This window comes from Desulfovibrio sp. Huiquan2017 (genome assembly GCF_017351175.1).
GTDB lineage: Bacteria > Desulfobacterota > Desulfovibrionia > Desulfovibrionales > Desulfovibrionaceae > Pseudodesulfovibrio.
Map to the genome: position 1 here is coordinate 19,169 of NZ_JAFMPN010000025.1, position 17,472 is coordinate 36,640.

At 65.5% G+C, this 17,472-nt stretch carries 16 protein-coding genes; 9 read left to right on the forward strand and 7 right to left on the reverse strand.

The window, feature by feature from the left end; genetic code table 11:
* Positions 1-247: 247 nt before the first annotated feature.
* On the reverse strand, positions 248-1,405 hold the full coding sequence (locus tag J0909_RS17660; protein ID WP_207264956.1) for a pyridoxal phosphate-dependent aminotransferase: 1,158 nt from the start codon (positions 1,403-1,405) through the stop codon (positions 248-250).
* A 191-nt stretch (positions 1,406-1,596) separates the two neighbouring features.
* Between J0909_RS17660 and J0909_RS17665 the strand changes: the two genes are divergently transcribed.
* From J0909_RS17665 to J0909_RS17680, 4 genes are all read left to right on the forward strand, one after another.
* Positions 1,597-2,136, forward strand: coding sequence for a hypothetical protein (locus J0909_RS17665; protein ID WP_207264958.1), 540 nt, complete (start codon positions 1,597-1,599; stop codon positions 2,134-2,136).
* Positions 2,137-2,143: 7 nt separating this feature from the next.
* Positions 2,144-3,085 carry a phosphotransferase enzyme family protein gene (locus J0909_RS17670; protein ID WP_207264961.1) on the forward strand — a complete coding sequence of 314 codons (942 nt, stop codon included), beginning with the start codon at positions 2,144-2,146 and terminating at the stop codon, positions 3,083-3,085.
* Complete coding sequence (locus J0909_RS17675) at positions 3,082-4,530, forward strand: protein adenylyltransferase SelO (protein WP_286182129.1); 1,449 nt, start codon at positions 3,082-3,084, stop codon at positions 4,528-4,530. The genes J0909_RS17670 and J0909_RS17675 overlap by 4 nt, the downstream gene beginning before the upstream one ends.
* 157 nt (positions 4,531-4,687) lie before the next feature.
* Positions 4,688-5,872, forward strand: coding sequence for an arabinose transporter (locus tag J0909_RS17680; protein WP_207264963.1), 1,185 nt, complete (start codon positions 4,688-4,690; stop codon positions 5,870-5,872).
* A 147-nt stretch (positions 5,873-6,019) separates the two neighbouring features.
* Here J0909_RS17680 and J0909_RS17685 read toward each other — a convergent pair whose 3' ends face one another.
* From J0909_RS17685 to ahbB, 6 genes are all read right to left on the reverse strand, one after another.
* Complete coding sequence (locus J0909_RS17685; protein ID WP_207264965.1) at positions 6,020-7,414, reverse strand: hypothetical protein; 1,395 nt, start codon at positions 7,412-7,414, stop codon at positions 6,020-6,022.
* A 70-nt stretch (positions 7,415-7,484) separates the two neighbouring features.
* Entirely contained in the window at positions 7,485-7,892 is a 408-nt protein-coding gene (locus J0909_RS17690) for a cytochrome c3 family protein (protein WP_207264967.1), read from the reverse strand.
* 166 nt (positions 7,893-8,058) lie between these two features.
* Complete coding sequence (gene cobJ / locus J0909_RS17695; RefSeq protein WP_207264969.1) at positions 8,059-8,805, reverse strand: precorrin-3B C(17)-methyltransferase; 747 nt, start codon at positions 8,803-8,805, stop codon at positions 8,059-8,061.
* Complete coding sequence (locus tag J0909_RS17700; RefSeq protein WP_207264970.1) at positions 8,798-9,826, reverse strand: cobalt-precorrin 5A hydrolase; 1,029 nt, start codon at positions 9,824-9,826, stop codon at positions 8,798-8,800. The genes cobJ and J0909_RS17700 overlap by 8 nt, the downstream gene beginning before the upstream one ends.
* A gap of 148 nt (positions 9,827-9,974) precedes the next feature.
* Positions 9,975-11,234, reverse strand: coding sequence for a glutamate-1-semialdehyde 2,1-aminomutase (hemL, locus tag J0909_RS17705; RefSeq protein ID WP_207264971.1), 1,260 nt, complete (start codon positions 11,232-11,234; stop codon positions 9,975-9,977).
* A 10-nt stretch (positions 11,235-11,244) separates the two neighbouring features.
* Positions 11,245-11,721: a siroheme decarboxylase subunit beta gene (gene ahbB / locus J0909_RS17710; RefSeq protein ID WP_207264972.1), complete on the reverse strand. Its 477-nt coding sequence runs from the start codon at positions 11,719-11,721 to the stop codon at positions 11,245-11,247.
* 260 nt (positions 11,722-11,981) lie between these two features.
* Between ahbB and J0909_RS17715 the strand changes: the two genes are divergently transcribed.
* From J0909_RS17715 to J0909_RS17735, 5 genes are all read left to right on the forward strand, one after another.
* Positions 11,982-12,974: an NAD(P)H-dependent glycerol-3-phosphate dehydrogenase gene (locus tag J0909_RS17715; protein ID WP_207264973.1), complete on the forward strand. Its 993-nt coding sequence runs from the start codon at positions 11,982-11,984 to the stop codon at positions 12,972-12,974.
* Positions 12,975-12,987: 13 nt separating this feature from the next.
* On the forward strand, positions 12,988-13,254 hold the full coding sequence (locus tag J0909_RS17720) for a hypothetical protein (protein ID WP_207264974.1): 267 nt from the start codon (positions 12,988-12,990) through the stop codon (positions 13,252-13,254).
* A 12-nt stretch (positions 13,255-13,266) separates the two neighbouring features.
* Complete coding sequence (locus J0909_RS17725) at positions 13,267-14,763, forward strand: SDR family oxidoreductase (protein ID WP_207264975.1); 1,497 nt, start codon at positions 13,267-13,269, stop codon at positions 14,761-14,763.
* 2 nt (positions 14,764-14,765) lie between these two features.
* Positions 14,766-15,860, forward strand: a complete 1,095-nt coding sequence (gene cbiD, locus J0909_RS17730) for a cobalt-precorrin-5B (C(1))-methyltransferase CbiD (RefSeq protein ID WP_207264976.1) — start codon at positions 14,766-14,768, stop codon at positions 15,858-15,860.
* Positions 15,861-16,243: 383 nt separating this feature from the next.
* Positions 16,244-17,005, forward strand: a complete 762-nt coding sequence (locus J0909_RS17735) for a hypothetical protein (protein ID WP_207264978.1) — start codon at positions 16,244-16,246, stop codon at positions 17,003-17,005.
* The last annotated feature ends 467 nt before the right edge of the window (positions 17,006-17,472 follow it).

Below are 17,472 nucleotides of genomic sequence, written 5' to 3' on the forward strand. Positions count from 1 at the left end.
CCTCTGGACTCCCCCTTCAAAGCTTTTTGGGTGCCTGCGGCAGGGGCGNCCAGAGGGGGAAACTTTCGAGAAAGTTTCCCCCCTCTGGACTCCCCCTTCAAAGCTTTTTGGGTGCCTGCGGCAGGGGCGTGCGTTTTTTTGATGGGGGAAACGGAACAACCCAATTCAAACGACGCCCGGCGCCCCCTACCCGCGAAGCGACGATAAAGAGTTTAGGAAATAAGAAAATGGGGGTCCGAGGGCTCCCTTACTCCAGTCCTTTCAGCCGCCGCATGGCGTCTTCGAGCACATCCATTTCCTTGGCGAAGCAGAAGCGCGCCAGGGTCTCTCCCTCCGGGCCGGAGTAGAAGGCCGAGCCCGGCACGCAGGCCACCCCGGTCCGTTCCAGGAGGTACAGGGCGCGTTGCTTGGCGGTCCGGCCCGGCAACCGGGTCACGTCGGCCAGGGCGTAATACGCCCCGGCAGGAATGTGCGGGGACAGGCCCACGGCACGCAGGGTGTCGCAGAACAAATCCCGTTTCGTCTGATGCTCGTCGGACACACCCCGGTAATAGTCCGGGCCAAGCTCCTCCAGCCCCTTGGCCGCGCCGATCTGGAGAGGCGCGGGCGCGCACACGTAGACCAAATCACTGAAATGGCCGATGGCCAGCGCCCACTCGGGGTCGCAAATGGCGTAGCCCAGCCGCCAGCCGGTGATGGCAAAGACCTTGGACAGTCCCGAGATGGTGATGGTTCGGCGGGCCATGCCCGGCAGGGTGGCCGGAGCGATATGGGTACGTCCATCGAAGACGAAATGTTCGTAAATCTCGTCGGTAAAGACGAACAGGTCGTGGGATTCGGCGAAATCCGCGATGAGTGCGAGTTCCTCGCGTTCAAAGACCTTGCCCACCGGGTTGGACGGGGTGTTCAGAACGATGGCGCGGGTCTTTGCGGTCACGGCCCGCTCCAGGTCCTCGGCGGCAAAGCCCCAGTCCGGCGGTTCCAGGGTGACGTAGACCGGCTTGATGCCCAGTGAGGCCATGGTCACGATGTGGTAGCCGTAGTAGGGTTCGAAGACCAGGACCTCGTCGCCCTCGTCCAGAAGGGCCAGGCAGGCGGAATAGAAGGCCCCCGTGGCCCCGCAGGAGACGACCACCTGGCCGTCCGGGTCCACTTCCATGCCGGTGTACGCGCGCTGCTTGGCGGCCACGGCCGCGCGCAGGCGGGGCAGGCCGTCGAAGCGGGTATAGATGTTCGCGCCCGCGCGCATGGCCTCCTCGGCGCCCTTGAGGACCGGCTCGGGCACGGGCAGGTCGCACACGCCCTGGGCCAGGTTCACGCCCGACACCCTGGCGCATTCGATAGTCATGTTGCGGATCTCGGACTGGGCCACCAGGGGCCTGCGCTTGCTCACGTTCAGCGGCATGGGACACTCTCCGGTTGGAACGGTGGGAAAGGGGTAAGGCCGGATCTTATATGACTTCCCAAAGGAATAAAACCCCGATCCCGCACCCGCCATGGGACTTGACAGTCCCGAGCCGGACCGGGGCCGGGTTGACGAAAGACGCGCAGCCCCCTATAGCCTGGAATACGAACCCTTTCCCGAAGGAGCATTCCATGAGAGTTCTCGCTTCCGTCCTGCTGTCCCTCCTGGCCCTGTGCTGCCTCGCCGCCTGCGGCGGAAACGACGCGCCCGACGATCCCAAGCTGTCGGACGAAGGCAAGGAGATCGTCCGGGCCATGGGCGGCCCCTTCACCGAGGCCGAATTCAATAAATTCCTCGCGGACCTGCCGGAGATTCCGGGACTGGCCGCGCAGTCCATGCCGATGGCGGACGACGCTTCGGATGCGAGCCAGGCGATCAAGAACGCCATCGGCTCCCACGGGTGGGACGAGGACCGCTTCCTGTACATTTACAGCCACGCCATGACCATGATGAACTACGACCAGATGCAACACATGGCCGGACAGATGCGGGAGCGATTCCAAGGCATGCCCGAGGACCAGCGCAAGGCCATGGAACAGACGATGGCCCAACAGATCGGCGGCCAGATGGAAGCCCTCCGGGCCGAGGTGGACAAACAGATCCCGACCTCGGAACAGGACATCGTCCGGAAGCACATGACCGCCCTTACGAAACTCATGGGCATGCGGTAGGCCCGCCATGACCGACTTGCTCTCCCTCTGGGGCCTGCCCGACGGCCACCCGCGCACGGACATCATCCTGCCCGGCAGCCCGGAGCGCTGCCGGTCGCGCCGCGCCGTGGAGGATGAACGCGGACGGGTCTGGATGCTCGAAGCCCTGCACCCGGGGCAATTCGGACGACGCGAACGCATCGGCCGCGCCCTGGACAAGCTGTCCCGCGCCGGGCTGCCCGTGCCCGCCTACCTGGCCGGGCCGGACGGCCGGTACGTGGTCGAACACGACGGCCAGTACTACCAGCTCTCCCCCTACGTCCCGGGCGACCCCCTGCCCCAACCGGAATTCATCGAGGACGACGCGCGCGGCGAGAGCCTGGGCGCATTTCTCTGCCGCCTGCGCGAAATGTCGGGCACGGTCCGCGAATTTGACGACGAGCCCCCTTTCCTGCTGGAGGGATATGTCAACGACCTCATGACCGTCATGGCCGAACGCCGCCCCGACCTGCACCGGGCCTTGACCTCGGTCCCGCCCGCGCTTCTGCCGCTTTTCGAGGCTTGGAACGGCCTGCCGTCCGCCTTCTGCCACGGCGATTTTCATCCCCTGAACGTCATCTGGCACGGCCGGGCCGCCGTTGCCGTCATCGACTGGGAGTTCGCGGGCATCCGCCCCTGCCTGTTCGACGCGGCCAACTGCCTGGGCTGCGTGGGCATCGAGGATCCGGCCGCCCTGGTGCGCGGCCTGGCACCGGCCCTGCTGCGCACCCTGCGTCGGGGACTGTACCTGGACAAGGACTCCTTCCGTCTGCTGCCCGAACTGATCCTGGGGCTGCGCTTCGCCTGGATGTCCGAATGGCTGCGCCGCAAGGACGAGGAGATGATCGAAATCGAGGTCGCCTACATGCGCCTGCTGGCCAACTCATTGGACACCCTGCTGCCGGCCTGGCAGAAAATCCTCGGAGCATGATGCGCTTCCTCAATTCCTACGCCCGACTGCCCGAGTCCTTTTACCAGCGCATCGACCCTGAACCAGCGGCCGCGCCCGCCCTCATCCGCCTGAACCACGGGTTGGCCGCCCGCCTGGAGCTCGACCTGCCCGACTCCGATGCGGACCTGGCCGCCGTCTTTACCGGCAACCGGCTCCTGGCCGGTTCCGAACCCATCGCCCAGGCCTATGCGGGCCACCAGTTCGGCCAGTTCGTGGCCCAACTCGGCGACGGGAGGGCACATCTGCTCGGCGAGGTGGAAAACGCGGCGGGTGAGCGGTTCGACATCCAGCTCAAGGGATCGGGCAGGACCAAGTTCTCACGCGGCGGCGACGGCCGCGCCCCCCTCGGGCCGGTCATCCGCGAATACGTGGTCAGCGAGGCCATGCACGCCCTGGGCGTACCCACCACCCGCGCCCTGGCCATGGCCGCCACGGGCCAGCCCGTGTTCCGCGAGGATGAACTGCCCGGCGCGGTCATCACCCGCGCGGCCTCGGGCTTCGTGCGCGTGGGCACCTTCGAATATTTCGCGGCCCGGCGCATGGAGCCCGAACTACGGCTGCTGGCCGACCACGTCATCGAGCGCAACCACCCCGCCGCGCGCGACGCCGAAAACCCGTATACGGCGCTCTTCGAATCCGTGTGCGCGGCCCAGGCCGAACTGATGGCCCGATGGCTCTGCCTCGGCTTTGTGCACGGGGTCATGAACACGGACAACACCGCCGTGAGCGGAGAAACCATCGACTACGGCCCGTGCGCTTTCCTGGACCGCTACGACACGGAGGCGGTGTTCAGCTCCATCGACCATCTCGGGCGCTACGCCTTCAACCGGCAACCGACCGTCATGGCCTGGAACCTGGCCTGCCTGGGCGGCTGCCTCCTGCCGCTGCTCGACCCGGACGAGGCCCGGGCCCGCGCAACGGGGGAAGCCGTCCTGGACCGGTTCATCCCGACCTTCACCGACCGCTACCGACGGGAACTGTGCCGCAAGATCGGCCTGCCCCCGGACGACGAAGGCTTTGCCCTGGCCCGCCGACTCCTTGACCTCATGCGCCGCAGCCGCGCCGACTTCACCAACGCCTTCCGCGCCCTCTGCGATGCCCAGACGGCCCCGGCCCCGTTCACCGCCCTCTTCGCCACGTCCGAGGAAATCGCCGTCTGGCTCGACGACTGGCTGACGCGCCTGACGCAAACCGGCTCCGCCGAGGCCGCCCGCGCCGCCATGCGCTCCGCCAATCCGGCCTACATCCCGCGCAACCACCGCATCGAGCAGGCCATCCAGGCGGCCATGGCCGGCGACTTCACCCCCACACACCGGCTCATCGAGGTCCTCGCCCACCCCTACGAGGACCAGCCTGAGAATGCCGAATACGCGGCCCCGCCCCGCGCAGGGGAACGCGTTACCCAAACCTTCTGCGGGACATAACCCCTGTTGACAGCGCCAGAGTACGGTCATAGGATTGGTTCTTAGTTCACGGCACCCGTGGACCGTACGCGTTAACGTCACCCAACGCCCAGCCAGGACGGATTTCCCGTCCCTGTTTGGGTGTTGGGTTTTTTATTGTTTTACCAAGAGGTTCTCCATGCATTTGCGCTGTTCCCCCGCCTCGGGCGAAGCCTGTTTCTGGCGACTCCCGGTGGCCATATTTCTCTGTTACCTGACCGTCGGGCTGCCCCTGCCGGTCATTTCCCTGTTCGTACACCAAAAACTCGGACTGAACTCCACCCTGGTGGGCGTGGCCGTGGGCATCCAGTTCCTGGCCACAGTCTCCACGCGCGGGTATGCGGGCCGCACCGCCGATACCCGGGGAGCCAAGCGGACCACGCTGGCCGGTATGTTTTCCTGCGGCGGGGCCGGGGGCTTCTACCTCCTGGCCGCGCTGCTCCCCCTGCCCATCTGGCCGCGCTACGCCATCCTGCTGGTCGGACGCCTGTTGCTCGGCTACGGCGAAAGCCAGATGCTCACCGGCGTGTTGGTCTGGGGATTCAGCCTGCTCGGCCCTGCCCGCGCCGGTGTAGTCATGTCCTGGATCGGGATGGCCATATACGGGGCTCTGGCCGCGGGCGCGCCGCTGGGCATCGTGATCTACGGGCAATGGGGATTCGCCGCGCTGGGCGTGTCCACCCTGATTCTGCCCCTCCTGTCCCTGCCGCTGCTCATGCGCATCCGGGCCACCGCACCGTCCCCGGGCGACCGGCCCCCCCTCATGAAAGTCATCGGGCATGTCTGGCTGCCGTGCGCGGCGCTCTTCTTTCAGGGCATCGGGTTCGCGGTCATCGGCACCTTCGCAGCGCTCTACTTCGCCGACAACCACTGGGCACACGCAGGCCTGGCCCTGACCTGCTTCGGCGGGGCCTTTGTCCTGGTGCGGGTATTCTGGGGCAAGCTGCCCGACAGTCTGGGCGGCATCAAGGTGTCCATGGGCTCCTTCGCGGTGGAAACCCTGGGCCTGCTCCTGCTGTGGTTGGCACCGCACCCGGCCGTAGCCTTTCTCGGCGCGATCCTGACCGGCGCGGGCACGTCCCTGCTCTTCCCGGCCCTCGGCGTGGAAGTGGTCAAAGTCGTCCCGCCCAACGTCAGGGGTTCGGCCATGGGTGGGTTCGCCGCCTTCCAGGACATTGCCTACGCCGTGGGCGGCCCGGCCACCGGGGCTCTGGCCGCAGTGGCAGGTTACCCGTCCGTCTTCCTGGCCGCCGCCGTTTGCGCGGCGCTGGGCCTCGCCGCCACTGAAATCTTCCGCCGCTCCCTGCCCCGCGGGGTCGCCTAGGCGGACCGGCCCGACACAAAAAAAAGAGACCCCACCAAATCGGTGGGGTCTCACGAAACGTCTTCAATTGATGGAGCGAATCGGGTGGCGCAACCACCCGGCGGCACCGCAGCCGGGAAAGGAACAGGAAGGACGGATTGCCCGCCGTTACCCGTCCAGATCGGCGGCCAGTGCCGCGATCTCCTCGCGGATGATCTTGGCGGCCTCGGCGGGAACGAGTTGGGCGATCTCCTCGCGCAGGCGGTGTTCAAGGCCTTCGACACGGCTCTCAAGCTGGCGGACCTTGGCCTGGAGGTCTTCCAGGGTGGGTTCACCCTCCTCCCGGGTCTCGGCCAGGAGCAGGTCCACGTCGGCGTCCACGTCCATGCCCGCGTCAGGCGGCATGGATTCGGCGGCCAGGACCTCGTCCAGGGATTCTTCATCCAGGTCCATGACCAGATCGTCATCCAGGGCCGCATCCGGATCTTCGGCCTCCTCCACCCCGGACACATCCACTTCGACGTTGTCCAGCAGGCTGTCCACGTCCTCAATGTCGTCGTCCTCAAGTTCTTCCAGGCCGGTCAGTTCGGCGTCCGTCGGCTCTTCAACGGCCTCTTTACGATTGGTGGCGAAGACATTGCCCTGCACGACCACGGGGCCTTCGGGCTCGTCCATGATCTCGTCCAGCGCCTCGGCCTCCACGGCCTCGTCCACCGGGATCTCGGGCATCGCTTCGTCATCCATGACCGCAGCCAGCAGGTCCGGGTCCAGATCGTCGTCCAGCTCGGCATCCGGCTCAGCATCCAGGTCCACGTCCAGATCGGCATCCAGGTCCGCGTCCAAATTAGCGTCCAGATCGGCATCCAGGTCGGGGCTCTCGACCGCAAGGGAAATTTCTTCTTCGGGCTCGGCGACCTGAACCTCTTCATCGATCATATCGTCGAGGTCGATGAGCGGCTCGTCCTCGTCCTCCGCCGGTGCGGATTCGGCGAGCGCGGCTTCTTCCCCGATCAAATCATCAAGGTCGAGGATGTCCTCGTCCTCGGAATCCTCGGCCGGGTTCTCCTCGGCGATGTCCGCCACCAGGGCCTCGACCTCGGCAGCGTCCTCCGCGCCCTGCGCGGCGTCGGCCTTTTCAACCACCTCGTCGAGCAGGATCAAATCGTCCTCTTCGGCGGGTTCCTCGGCCAAGTCCTCGGCGGGCACCTCGGCCAGATCGTCCAAAATCAGCAGATCGTCGTCTTCGGCTTCGGCTTCGGCGGAGGGGGCTTCCTCCACGACCTCGTCCAGGACCAGCAGGTCCTCTTCGGTATCGAGCGGCGCATCGGCGGCCTCAGGAGCCGGTTTCGCGGCCTCCACCTGGTCGTCCAGCAATATGGGACCGCCGCTCTCGTCCACGACGGGAGCGTCTTCGAGGTCGTCTGCGAAGAGATCCTCAAGCTCCTGTTCGAAATCCGCGTCCACGGTATCCGGGTCGAAGCCCTCGTCGGCAACGGGTTCGTTCAGCACGTTGCGCACATCGGCAGCGTCATCTTTGGAAGCGGGCGGTGGAGCCGGGGTCATGGTTTCCTCCATAAGGAGTTTAAAAAGGGGGGCCGTGTTGCACAGCCCCCCTCGAATTCACCCTAAAGGCTTATTTGGGGTGGCATTCCTTGCAGCTGACCGGAACGGCCTTGCCTGCCTTCTTTTCCTTCTTGTGGCAAGCCAGGCAGGAAGCCTGGGACTTCTTGCTGTGGAAGGCGGAATAGAAACCAGCGGGATCCTTCTTGGCAGCGGCGCTGGCGTCGGTGTGACAGCCTTCAGCGGCACAGCCCTTGATGTCGTCCTTGCTGGTGGCCTTGTGATGGCAGACCAGACAGTCGAGGCCCTTGTCAACGTGTTTCTTGTGCGGGAAAGTCACGGGCGTCTTGGTCGCCTTGGCGCCTGCCGGGACCTCGATGGTGATGGTATCCGCGGGCGCGTTGGCCGCAATGACCACGGGCAGGCAGAAGACACACACCAGGGCGGCCACCATCAGGCTGATGATGAGAGATTTCTTCATTTACCTAGTTCCTCCTGTTGCATAAAAGATAAACAGTCACACTCTCTACTATGCGGGATAAATAAGTATCCACCCCCTGTCAAGCGGGGGCTGCCATCGTAGACCCTTGCTTTTACCCGATAAAGCCCCTTAAGCGCAAGGGGGATTTACACTTTGGCTCAGCGCTCTACAGGGCGTATTTGCGGTGATAGCCGCGCGGAGTGAGCATGCGCCCGCCCACCAGGCGCGTGGCCGAGTTGCCGACGATGAGCACGGTCTGCATGTCTACCTTCTCCACATCCACCTCGCGCAGGGGCACGGCCTCCACGAACTGGCCCACGCGGTACGCCTTGCGCACGATGCCCACCGGCGTGCCCGGCCTGCGGAACTGGCCGATGATGTCCAGGGCCTCGCGCAGGTGGTCGCTGCGGCGTTTGGATCGGGGGTTGTACAAGGCGATGACGAAATCCGCGCTGGCCGCGGCCTGAAGGCGTTGTTCGATGCGCTCCCAGGGGGTCAGCAGGTCGCTCAGGGAAATGGAGGCGAAATCGTGCATGAGCGGTGCGCCGAGCAGGGCCGCCGCCGCATTGAAGGCGGCCACGCCGGGGATGACCTCGAAGGGCACGGCCTCGAGCAGCCCCTCGCTTTCGAGGACCTCCATAAGCAGCCCCGCCATGGCGTAGATGCCCGCGTCGCCGGAGCAGACCATGACCGTTTTGCGCCCGGCCCGGGCGTGCTCCACGGCCTGTCGGGCACGATCCAGCTCGCCCATCATGCCCGTGGAGACCACGATCTTGCCCTCAAGCATCTCGTCCGGGACGAGGTCGATGTACGCCTTGTATCCGGCCACCACCTCGGCCTCCTCGATGGCCCAGCGGGCCGCCGGGGTGAGCAGGGCCATGTCCCCGGGGCCGAGACTGACCGCCTTAAGCACGGTTGCTCCGGGCCACGGCCAGGGTCACGGTGGAGGTCTTTTCCTTGGCAACGATCAGTTCCCCGCCATGGGAGGCGAGCATGGCCGAGGCCTCGGCCACGCTGGGCACGCCCATGTGCGCCTGGACCCGATCCGAGGGGGTGGGCGCGTCCACGGCCGCGAGCTGGGTCGTGGAATAGAAGACCGGGTCCACGCCGAACTCCTCGGCCGCTTCAAGCAGGCCGGGTTCGTTGCGCTTGGCCTCCACCGAGCCCACCGAGGCGATGGATTCCATGGAAAAGCCGTGTTTCTTGAAGACCGCGTACACGTGGTCCAGAATTTCGTAGGTGGTGATGTCCCGGCGACAACCGATGCCCAGATGCAGGACTCGGGGATGCAGGGCCAGGCTGCCCTCGGGCGCGTCGTTGTGCCAGGAGACCCAGATGCCCGGTACGGAATCGTTCCAGTCCTCGTACCCGGCCTTGCCCTCGAAGTTGGCGTTCCAGGCCAGCCCGAGCCAATCCTCGGGATCATAGAGCTGGACGGTCCGGTCTTCGAGCAGGGCCATGTTCACATCCTTGACCTTGTTGATGGTCCCGATGGCCAATCCCTTGGCCATGGCCAGGCTGTCTATGGACAGGACGCCTGCGGAATCCGTGGCCGTAGTGATGACCGATTGCCCGCCCATGAGGCGCGCGCAGCGGTCGGCGAGTTCGTTGGCCCCGCCCAGATGGCCCGACAGCAGGCTGATGGCGAACAGCCCGGTCTGGTCCATGCAGACCACGGCCGGGTCGGTCTCCTTGCTTTGCAGATGGGGTGCTATGCAGCGGATCACGATGCCCGCCGCGGTCACGAAGACGTGTCCGTCAAAGGCGTTGAACGAGGCCGCGACCAGGTGTTTGAGCGACTCGAAGGAGATGGCGTCCTCGGCCTCCAGGTTCTTGGAGGCGTAGAGCGTGCCCGGCAGCCTGGCGGCCAGCCGCTTGCCCACGGCCAGTCCCTGGGAGGTCAATGCGTAGATGGCGATTTTCTTTGCTGGCATTCCTGTTGTTTACCAGCAACATCGGACCGGGGAAAGAAAAAACGGCACGGCATGGGGTGTTTTTTCCCGTTTCCCGAATGGACGGCAAAAAAAGGGCCGGGAATCCGAAGGATTCCCGGCCCGGGATGTTCAAGGAGGCCGAAACGGCTTAAAATTCCACCGCGCGGGCTGCTTCCAGGGTTTTCTCGAAATCCTCGTCCGAGTGGGCGAAGGAGGTGAAGGCGCACTCGAAGCCCGCCGGGGCCAGGTACACGCCCCGGTCCATCATCTGCCGCCAGTACACGGCGAAGGCGTCGTAATCGCATTGGCCCGACTCGACCATGTTGGTCACGGGCCTGTCCGAAAAATACAGGGTGAAGGCCGAGCCCGCCTGGGCCACGTAGACCGGCTTGCCCTTGGCCCGGAGAATGGCGGCCATCTCGTCGGTCAACGCCTTGGTCCGGGCCTCCAGCGCCGGATAGTCGCATTCCTGCAGGCGTTGCAGCATGGCCCGCCCGGCGGCCATAGCCACGGGGTTGCCGGACAGGGTGCCAGCCTGGAACACGCCGCCCACCGGGGCCATATATTCCATGATCTCGCGCTTGCCGCCGAAGCAGCCCACCGGGAACCCGCCGCCGATGATTTTGCCCAGGGTGGTCAGGTCCGGGGTGATGCCGTAGCGTTCCTGAGCGCCTCCCGGAGCCAGCCGGAAGCCGGTGATGACCTCGTCGAAAATAAGCAATGCGCCGTGCTCGGTGCACAGGTCGCGTAGTCCCTGGAGGAACCCGTCCTCGGGCAGGACCAGTCCCATGTTGCCCGCGCACGGTTCCACGATGACGCAGGCGATGTCGTCGCCCGATTCCTCGAAGTGGCGCTTTACGGCCTCCAGGTCGTTGTACTGGGCCAGCAGGGTATGGCTGATGACCGCCTCGGGCACGCCCGGGGTGCCGGGCACGATGCTCGCCGCCGATCCGGCCGCGGCCAGGAAGGCGTCGGCATGGCCGTGGTAGTTGCCGATGAACTTCACGAACTTGTCGCGTCCGGTATAGCCGCGCGCCAGCCGCAGGGCGGACATGGTCGCCTCGGTGCCGGACGAGACCATGCGCATCATCTCCATGGACGGGATGAGCTTTTGGATCTCCTCGGCCAGCAGGACCTCGCCCGGGCAGGACGCGCCGTAGCTGGAACCGTGGTCCACGGCCGCGTGGGCCGCCGCGTTCACAACCGGGTCCTGGTGTCCCAGGAGCATCGGCCCCCAGGAAAAGACGTAGTCGATGTACTTGCGGCCCTCGACGTCCCACAGGTACGCGCCCTTGGCATTTTCGATGAAGACCGGTTCGGAGTGAACGTACTTGCAGGCCCGCAGCGGCGAGTTGACGCCGCCGGGCATGAGAGTCAAAGCCTTGGCGTAGAACGATTTCGAATCCATGACGAGCTTCCTATTTGAAATAGACCATGGAGGTCTTTTTGAGTTCCTTAAGGGAATTGAGCGTGCAGTGGTCGCCGATGCCCACGGCCGCTTCCAGTTCGGCCACCACCTCGTCGGCCTGACCGGGCCGCTCGCCGTGGATCATGGTATAGACGTTGTAGGTCCACTCCGGATAGGTCCGCCGCACGTAGCAGTGGGAGATCTCCGGGCGGGCCGAGAATATCCGGCCGACTTCCTCGGTGCGTGCGTCCGGCACCCGCCAGGCAACCATGGCGTTGTGGCCGTAGCCCGCCTTCTGGTGGCGCAGGGTGGCCCCGAAACGGCGGATGATCTTGCGCGCCTTGAGATCCCGGATAAGGTCGATAACCGCGTCCTCGGTCACGCCGACCTCGTCGGCAATGGCCTTGAACGGCCGCTCGGTGTCCGGCAGGTCGCCGCCGGCCAGGGCCAGTATCCTTTCCTCGGTTTCACTGAATTGTATTGCCATGGAGGGTCTATACCTTCCGCCGCCCCCGGATGCAACCGGCTCAAGCGGAAAAGCTCCAACGGGACAAAGACGCGCGCGGGCCGGCAGCCCAACCTGGCTCGAATCCCCGGAATGCGACCGCAGCGGTCCCGCTCGCCGCTTCCGGGGCTCTGGGCGATTCCGGCAGCATCCGGTGGATGGCGCTCCGCCCCCCGCCCTTGCCACCACCGCGCGCGCCACGTATGCTACGGAACTCGATAACCACCCAAGGAGACCACCGAATGAAGATAGCTGTACTGGGCGCAGGCGCATGGGGCACCACACTGGCCGACATGCTCGCCAAAAACGGCAAGGACACCACCCTGTGGGCGCGCGAACCCGAAGTGGTGGCCGACATCCGCCAATACCGGGAGAACCGGGTCTTCCTGCCCGGCGTGCCCCTGTCCGAATCGCTCAAGGTCGAGTCCGACCCCGCGACCGCCTTTGACGGGGCCGACTACTTCCTGGTGGTCATCCCCAGCCAGTTCATCCGTCCGGCGCTCGCCGGGTTCCACGACCTGCTTCCGGACCGCCCGGTCATCGTCAACGCCTCCAAGGGCATCGAGCTGGACTCGCTGGCCCCCATGTCTCGCGTGGTGGCCGAGGCGCTCGAAGGCAAACGGCCCCGTTACGCGTCCCTGTCCGGCCCGTCCTTCGCCGCCGAGGTCTCCCGGGACATGCCCACGTCCGTTTCCCTCGGCTGCGAGGACCACGACCTGGGCCGCGAGTTGCAGGAGGCTTTTTCCACTCCGTATTTCCGCGTCTACTACACCCCGGACTACCGCGGGGTGGAGCTGGGCGGCGCGGTCAAGAACGTCATCGCCATCGCGGCGGGCATCGCCGACGGCCTGGGCTTCGGCCACGACGCCCGAGCGGCCCTGATCACGCGCGGCCTGGCCGAGCTGAGCCGGTTGGGCGAGGCCATGGGCGGCCAGGAGAGGACTTTCATGGGCCTGTCCGGCATGGGCGACCTGGTCCTGACCTGCACCGGCGACCTGTCGCGCAACCGTCAGGTGGGCCTGAAGCTCGGCCAGGGCAAGACCCTGGATGAGATCATCGGTGAAATGAAGGCCGTGGCCGAGGGCGTCAAGACCACCCAGTCCCTGCATGACCTGGCCGGCAAGCTCGGCGTGGAGTTGCCCATTACGGAACAAGTCTATAGGATATTGTATGAAGGCAAGGACCCGGCTCGGGCCACCACGGACTTGATGAGCCGGAACTTGAAGGATGAATAACCGGAGGGCCGCCATGCGCCGCATCACCATTTCCGCCCTGTTTGCCGTCGCCCTGCTGCTGGCCGCCTGCGCCAAGCCGTGGACGCACCCGGACTACTCGGGCAAGGTCCTGGACCAGAAGTTCAAGGAGGACTCGACCAAATGCGAAGTCATCGCGGGCGAGGCGTTCCCTTTGGACAAGCACGAGCAGAACAAGCGCTTTCTGCTGTGCATGACCGACCTGGGATGGAACTACCATCCCACGGGCGAAGGGTACCGCTTCCAAACCAAGCCGCGCTAGGCGGGATCCGCCATGGCTGACGATCGTATCCTGGTCCTCGGCTCCACCGGCTACGTGGGCGGGCGGCTGGTACCGCGCCTGCTTGCGCGCGGCCATGCGGTGCGGGCCGCCGGACGCAGCGTGGAAAAGATCCGCGCCCGGTCCTGGGGCGACAAGGTGGAGGCCGTGCAGGCCGAGATGCACGACCCCGAAAGCCTGAAACGGGCGGCCGAGGGATGTTCCGCCGCCTTCTATCTGGTCCACTCCATGGCCCGGCCCGGCCGGGATTTCGCCGAGCAGGAGCGCGACGCGGCCTACAATATGGTCGAAGCCGCCAAACATGCGCGGCTCAAGCGAATCATCTATCTCGGTGGCCTGGGGGAAGACCGTGAGGACCGCCCCCTGTCCAAGCATCTGCGGTCGCGGGCCGAGGTGGGACGCATCCTCGCCTTGGGTCCGGCGAAGGTGACCACCCTGCGCGCGGCCCAGATCATCGGCTCGGGCTCGTCCTCCTTCGAGCTGGTCCGCTACCTGGCCGACCGGCTGCCGTTCATGATCACCCCGGCCTGGGTGCGCACCAAGACCCAGCCCATCTCCATCCGCAACGTGCTCGGCTACCTGACCGGATGCCTGGAAAACGAAGCCACGGCAGGGCTGACGCTGGACATCGGCGGGCCGGACGTGCTGTCCTACGAGGAACTTTTCCATCTCTATTCCGAGGTGGCAGGCATCCCCCGGCGGCGGCTGCTCCCCCTGCCCTTCGTCACACCCCGGCTCTCCTCCTTCTGGGTCTCGCTGATCACCCCGGTGCCCATGTCCCTCTCCCGCGCCCTGATCGGGGGACTCCGGAACGAAGTGATCTGCCGCGACAACCGCATCCGCGAACTCGTGCCCCAGGAGCTGCTCTCCTGCCGCGAGGCCATCCGCCGCGCCCTGGAAAAGACCGAGCAGCAGGCCGTGGAAACCTGCCTGTTCGATGTGGGGTCCGCCTGCATGCCCGAGTGGGCCTCGGCGGACGACCCGCACTACGCGGGCGGCACGCGCTTCGAGATGGGCTATCGGGCGAGGCTCCAAGGCGACCCGGACAAGGTCTGGGAGCAGGTGGCCCGCATCGGCGGGGAACATGGCTGGTATTTCGGCGATCCGCTGTGGCGGCTGCGCGGTCTCATCGACCGGCTTCTGGCCGGGCCCGGCATGAACCGGGGACGCCCGCGCGGCGACAATCCCCCGCGCGTGGGCGATGCCCTGGACTTCTGGCGGGTGGTCGCCTCGGACAAAGGACGCCGCCTCCTGCTCCTGGCCGAGATGCGCCTGCCCGGCGAAGCCATGCTGGAGTTCAGGATGGACTCCCGGTGGGACAATGCCGTGGACCTGTCCATGACCGCCAAATTCCTGCCGCGCGGCCTGACCGGCATCCTCTACTGGTACGCCATGTATCCCTTCCACGTGGTGCTCTTCAAAAACATCATCGAGAACATCTCCGACCTGGCGGGCACCACCCTGTACGAACCCGCCCACCGGGTGCGCTGACCATGGACAAACCGCTGCGCACCGGCCGGACCACCGGCACCTGCGCCTCGGCCGCAGCCATGGCCGGGGTCCGCTTCCTGCTCGCGGGCGAACGCCCCGGGACCGTGGACGTTCCCCTGCCTCCAGGCGGGAACCTGGCCGTACCCGTCGAACGCCTGGAGCCCCTGGACGGCGCGGTGCGGGTCACGGTCCTCAAGGACGGCGGCGACGACCCGGACGTGACTCACGGGCACGAGATCCAGGCCGTCGTCCGCGCCAAGCCCGGAGACGGCCCCCTGCGCGTGGTCCTCGACGGGGGCAAGGGCGTGGGCCGCGCCACCTTGCCCGGCCTGCCCGTGGCCGTAGGCGAGGCCGCCATCAACCCCGAGCCGCGCAAGCAGATCGAAGCGGCCGTCCGGCGGGCCGCGAAAGAATTCGGCGGGCGCATCCTGGTGACCATTGAGGTCCCGGAAGGAGAGACCCTGGCCCAAGCGACCATGAACCCGCGTCTGGGCATCGTCGGCGGCATCTCCATCCTCGGCACCCAGGGCATCGTCAAGCCCTACTCTCACGCCTCGTGGAAAGCGACCATCGAGGAGGGCCTGAGCGTGGCCCGGGCCATGGGCCTGGATCACGCGGTCTTCACCACGGGCCGTCGCAGCGAACGGTTCTACCTGGAGCGGCATCCCGACACCCCGCCCCAGGCCCTGATCCAGGCCGCGGACTTCTTCGAATTCGCGTTGCGCGCCGCAGCGGCGCACGGCTTCCGGCGCGTCACCTGGGCCGTGTTCTTCGGCAAGCTGGTCAAGCAGGCCCAGGGGCTCGACTCCACCCACGCCAAGGACCACCCCGTGGACTTCGCCCTGCTGGCCGAGCGCTGCCGCGAGGCGGGCTGCGCCCCGGCCCTGCTTCCGGCCATCCGCGAGGCCAACACCGCCGTGCAGGTTCTGGGCATGCTGCACGACGACCCGGCCTTGAACGGCTTGGTCCATCTATTGGTGGAAAAAGCGCGGGAAGCCGCCGAGGAGCGGACGGGAAAACTGTGCGCGGTCTTGTACACAGTATTCGACTTCGACGGGCGCCCCTTGGCCGAAGTATCCCCCCGCCCGACGCCGTGATCCCGCATGGGCCGTGACGGAATGGCCCCGTTGACCGTCCTGATGAAACAATCCACACCGTTGCCGAACGGCCCGTCTCTCAAGATGGCGTTCTTCGCATACGGCACCTGAAAATTCCCCTTTTCCAGTCGCCCCTCTATAGAAATTATCACTCAAATCGCAGTTAACCAATCGCACTGTATATACAGACATTTTTTACGCCAACCCCATAAAGAAACACAAGGGGAAGCCGATACAACGGTTACGCGTACCACCAAAGGCGGCTAACGCGGCGCTGTTCAGCAGAGACGATGCACAGCCGGAAATGCCCGCAATAGTGGTGACTTACGGTGTGACAACACAAGGCCCATAACGGAGCCTTGCCAATAAAAAGGGTGGCAAAGATGGACTTATTCGGAATCAGCCACGGAACAACCTCATCCACAGGCTTCACTTTGGCGGGATCGGTTCGACCGGCGGCCAAAGAGCCCGCCGCCGAGGGCACCGCCGTTGAGGGCACCGCCGTTGAGTCTCCCCGGCACTCCATGCGCACCAACATAATGGCCGGCAGCTTCGTCCACTCCAACCGTGAGGAATCCCGTTACATCAAGGGCCTCAAGACCGGACTGGCGACCCAGAATGAATTCCTGAACAAAATGCAGTCCGTCTTGTCCGACTATCGCTATCTGGTGGAGCTGAGCGGCGACCCCAGTTACAGCAAGGACGCGGTCAAGGCCGTCTCTTCAATGGTCGAGAATGAGGTGAAGGACACCAACACCGAAAAGATCGAGGAGATGCGCGAGGACATTGAGGAAAAGGCCGAAGAGGCTGTGGCTCCCGAGAGCGAAAAGGCTATGAAGAACGATGCCTCGCCCCAGGAAGCCTTGAAAGACAGCCTGAAAAAGGCCGAGCCGGAAACGCAGGCCAAGGGCGAACAGGCACCGACCGAAGGCGAACAGGTGGTGACCGAGCCGAAGACGCTGACCGAAGGCGAACAAGCGGTGACCGAGCCGGAGACGCCGGTCGAACCCGTAATCGCCGCCGATCCGACAACCGGCCAGCCCAAGGTCGCCGCACAGGCGGCCGACACCGGCCAGGAGGCGGCCGCCCGGCAGACAGCGCCGGGAGACGCCCCGGCGAGGCCCTCGATCAATATTGTGGTTTAGCTGCGACGCAAGGAAAAAGGCCCCGGATCGGGCGAGCCGTTCAGCAACCATGTGGATTTCGCACAGTAAATGAAAATCCCCCTACTGTACCAACAGCTAGGGGGATTTTCACGCCCGGTGCAGAGGCCGCGCACTCCTGACCCCGTTGAGGGGCCCCGGGTTAACTTTCGCAAGAATCCGGGATGAAGGAGTTCGGCATCCTTTCGTCTGCGGACAGGCAACCCAGAAGCCGCCCCAACGGCGCAAGCGTCCGGGGTGGACATGTCTGGGAGCGGACGGAAGGAGGCGGCTTTGAAACAGAGCAACCGCCCAATCAGGCACCATGAATCCGAGAACGGGCGCGGAATAAATATTTCCATTGGAATCTACACCATCCCCCTCTTGCGTTCCCGTCCGGCGGCGAACGAGGAATCACAAGGCCATAAGCCAAAAATACCATGTCGGCACTCCCGAGTTTTGCTGGTAAC